At 43.0% G+C, this 3,654-nt stretch carries 5 protein-coding genes; 4 read left to right on the top strand and 1 reads right to left on the bottom strand.

All coding sequences use genetic code 11. The features are described 5' to 3' along the window. The 3 genes from VNZ46_RS19415 to VNZ46_RS19405 form a co-directional block, all read left to right on the top strand. Nucleotides 1–364 (top strand): 3-hydroxyacyl-CoA dehydrogenase family protein (locus VNZ46_RS19415; RefSeq protein WP_325561717.1); only part of this gene is annotated, 364 nt, incomplete at its 5' end. Nucleotides 365–394: 30 nt separating this feature from the next. Then, a complete protein-coding gene (ruvB, locus tag VNZ46_RS19410) occupies nucleotides 395–1,417 on the top strand; it encodes a Holliday junction branch migration DNA helicase RuvB (protein WP_199075338.1) in 1,023 nt (340 codons plus the stop codon). A 50-nt stretch (nucleotides 1,418–1,467) separates the two neighbouring features. Further along, complete coding sequence (locus VNZ46_RS19405) at nucleotides 1,468–2,976, top strand: bifunctional GNAT family N-acetyltransferase/carbon-nitrogen hydrolase family protein (RefSeq protein ID WP_199075337.1); 1,509 nt, start codon at nucleotides 1,468–1,470, stop codon at nucleotides 2,974–2,976. A gap of 4 nt (nucleotides 2,977–2,980) precedes the next feature. Here VNZ46_RS19405 and VNZ46_RS19400 read toward each other — a convergent pair whose 3' ends face one another. Continuing rightward, nucleotides 2,981–3,187 (bottom strand): hypothetical protein, encoded by a 207-nt coding sequence (locus VNZ46_RS19400; protein WP_133779779.1) that lies wholly within the window; start codon nucleotides 3,185–3,187, stop codon nucleotides 2,981–2,983. An 83-nt stretch (nucleotides 3,188–3,270) separates the two neighbouring features. Between VNZ46_RS19400 and VNZ46_RS19395 the strand changes: the two genes are divergently transcribed. Further along, the coding region (locus VNZ46_RS19395; protein ID WP_325561719.1) for an epoxyqueuosine reductase at nucleotides 3,271–3,654 on the top strand (384 nt) is incomplete at its 3' end.

Here is a 3,654-nt window from a genome sequence, read left to right as displayed (position 1 = left end):
ACCCGTTGAAGTCAATGATTACCCGGGCTTTGTAGCCAACAGAATCCTGATGCCGATGATCAATGAGGCTATTGAAACTTTATTTGAAGGCGTGGCTGGTGTTGAGGAAATTGATACGGTAATGAAACTGGGTATGGCACATCCAATGGGACCGCTTCAACTGGCCGACTTTATTGGCCTTGATGTTTGTCTGGCCATTTTAAAAGTGCTGCACGATGGCTTTGGAAATCCTAAATATGCGCCTTGCCCTCTTCTGGTCAACATGGTCATGGCTGGAAAAAAAGGTGTAAAATCGGGCGAAGGTTTCTATGATTATTCCAATGGTATAAAGGAAGCCAAAGTAGCAGCCAAGTTCAGCAGTTAATTCGCTGTATTATTTTCTTAACTTTACAACATGAATGAAAATCTTGATGCCTCTTCTGAAAATCTAACGCCCGTTGAACGTGATATAGAGAAAGTATTGCGCCCGCAGGCTTTTGATGATTTTACGGGGCAAGACAAGATCATGGAGAACCTGAAGATTTTTGTAAAAGCAGCAAAACTGCGTGGAGAATCTTTAGACCACGTCCTTTTGCATGGCCCTCCGGGTCTGGGGAAAACCACACTTTCTCATATTATCGCCAACGAAATGAATACCGGGATTAAAGTTACTTCCGGACCGGTATTGGATAAACCGGGCGATCTCGCCGGCTTATTGACCAATCTGGAAGCAGGCGATATTCTTTTTATTGATGAGATCCACCGCTTAAGTCCACTGGTTGAGGAATATCTTTATTCTGCCATGGAGGATTTTAAGATAGATATTATGCTGGAGAGCGGGCCCAATGCCCGTTCTGTGCAAATCGGACTAAACCCTTTTACACTGGTTGGTGCTACCACCCGATCCGGTTTGCTCACAGCACCTTTAAGGGCCAGGTTTGGTATCAATGCCCGTTTGGCCTATTACGATGCCAAATTGCTCACTACCATTGTTCAGCGTTCTTCAGAGATCTTAAAAACACCGATTACGGATGAGGGCGCCTATGAAATTGCTCGCCGAAGCAGAGGTACACCGCGTATTGCCAATGCTTTACTGCGCCGCACCAGGGATTTTGCCCAGATCAAAGGAAATGGTGAAATTGATACAGAAATTGCCCGCTTTGCTTTAACCGCGCTGAATGTGGATGAACACGGACTGGATGAAATGGACAACAAAATCCTGCTGACCATTATTGATAAATTTAAAGGCGGGCCTGTGGGTTTAAAAACCATTGCTACCGCCGTTGGTGAAGATGAAGGTACGATTGAGGAGGTGTATGAACCTTTCCTGATCCAGGAAGGATATCTTATGCGTACTTCAAGGGGAAGAGAAGTGACCGAAGCTGCCTATATTCATTTAAAAAGACAGTACCAGGCCCAAACAGGAAGGCTGTTTTAGTTGTTTGTATGTTGTACCGGCTTTTTTCCGGTGGCATCATACAAACATATATGAATATAGAACTCAGAAAACTTACCTTAGAAGATTATAACGACCTTAAAGAATCCATGTTGCAGGCCTACGACACCCTCGGCGGCCAGATCTGGAGCAAACAAACGATAGCTAAACTGCTGAAATTATTTCCTGAAGGACAATTGTGTATTGCGGTAGACGATAAGGTAGTAGCTTGTTCTCTTTCTATTATAGTCGATTATGACGAATACGGGGATAAGCATACCTATGAAATGATCACGGGCGCTTATACGTTTTCTACACATGATCCTAACGGCGATACGCTATATGGAATAGAGATTTTCGTTTCTCCTGAATATCGTGGCCTGCGTTTAGGGAGGAGACTGTATGAAGCAAGGAAAGAACTTTGCGAAAGCCTGAACCTGAAAAGTATCATTGCGGGGGGCCGCATACCGGGTTATCACGAGTATGCCGATAAACTGAGTCCCAGACAATATATTGATAAGGTAAAATCAAAGGAACTTTACGATCCTACCCTGACCTTCCAGCTGTCCAACGATTTTCACGTTAGGAAAGTACTGAAAAACTACCTTCCCGGCGATCATGAATCTAAAGAGTTTGCGACTTTGATCGAATGGAATAATATTTATTACCAGGGAGTTGATGCTTCTGCACGATCTGCTAAAACAATCCGCATCGGCCTGGTACAATGGCAGATGCGTTTGTTTCCTACCATGGAAAGCTTTTATGAGCAGGTTGAGTTCTTTGTGGATGCGGTAAGCGGTTATAAATCTGACTTTATTATGTTTCCTGAGTTGTTTAATACTCCCCTTCTCCAACCTTATAACCATTTACCGGAAATGGAGGCCATGCGTAAGTTGGCTGAACTGACAGAAGAAATTGTAGCCAAGATACAGGAATATGCCGTTTCTTATAATGTAAATGTGATTTCAGGAAGTATGCCAATTCTGGACAACAATAAGCTCTATAATGCTACTTATTTATGCCATAGAAGCGGTAAAACAGAAGAGTATAGAAAAATTCACATTACACCCAACGAACTCAAATATTATGGAATGGTGGGCGGAGACAAGATTAAAGTATTTGATACGGACTGTGGTAAGATCGGGATCCTGATCTGTTATGATGTAGAATTCCCTGAATTAAGCCGGATCTATGCAGACCAGGGCATGCAAATTCTGTTTGTGCCGTTCTTAACAGACACGCAAAATGGCTATACCCGGGTACGCCGATGTGCACAGGCCAGGGCCATAGAAAACGAATGTTATGTGGCCATTGCCGGTTGTGTAGGTAATTTACCCAAGGTGAACAATATGGACATCCAGTTTGCTCAATCGGCAGTATTCACCCCTTCAGATTTCGCTTTTCCAACCAATGCCGTAAAAGCCGAAACAACACCTAATACTGAAATGATGCTTGTTGTAGATGTAGATTTACACCTTTTAGATGAACTGCACCATTTCGGTACAGTGAAGATATTAAAAGACCGCCGCAGCGATCTTTATCAGGTGAAGTTGTTGAAATAGTTTTTTACCGGAATATTAACCAGTAGATCAATAGTGCAATAACTAGTATTGGGATGATCCATTTCAAAATGGGGCCAGCACCATTTTTGTCATATTCATTAACGGCCTGGGGCGAAGGCCCCGGGTCTTCCTGATGCTTTGCATAATTGGTTTCTATCGGTTTATGAGGAAGGTTTTGGCCCTCACTCAATTTTGTTTCGTTGGGTTCCATAACTTTATTTTTTGTTGTGATTCTTATATAGAAACAAACCAAGTTCTAAAAGGTTTCTGGCTAAACCTTATCTTTGCCTTGTGATGTTAAATAATTCTTCCCGGTACAGCAAAGTGATTAAAGAGGAGGCCTTGCGCCTGGGCTTTATGCAATGTGGTATTTCCAGGGCTGGATTTCTGGAAGAAGAAGCACCGAGGCTGGAAAAATGGCTCAACCAAAATCATCATGGAAAAATGGCTTATATGGAGAACCATTTTGACAAACGCCTGGATCCTAGGCTACTGGTTGAGGGTGCCAAATCGGTCATTTCTCTTACCTTGAATTATTTCCCCCAACAAAATCAAACGGATCCGGATGCTCCCAAGATCTCTAAATATGCCTTTGGAAACGACTATCACGAGGTAATCAAGGAAAAACTTTTTCAGTTGCTGGAGTTTATCCGGGAGCAGATTGGAGAAGTGAGTGGG

This window comes from Pedobacter sp. (genome assembly GCF_035566355.1).
In the GTDB taxonomy this organism is placed as follows: domain Bacteria; phylum Bacteroidota; class Bacteroidia; order Sphingobacteriales; family Sphingobacteriaceae; genus Pedobacter.
The sequence above is the reverse complement of the archived record's forward strand: the minus strand, read 5'-3'. Positions and strand labels throughout refer to the sequence as shown.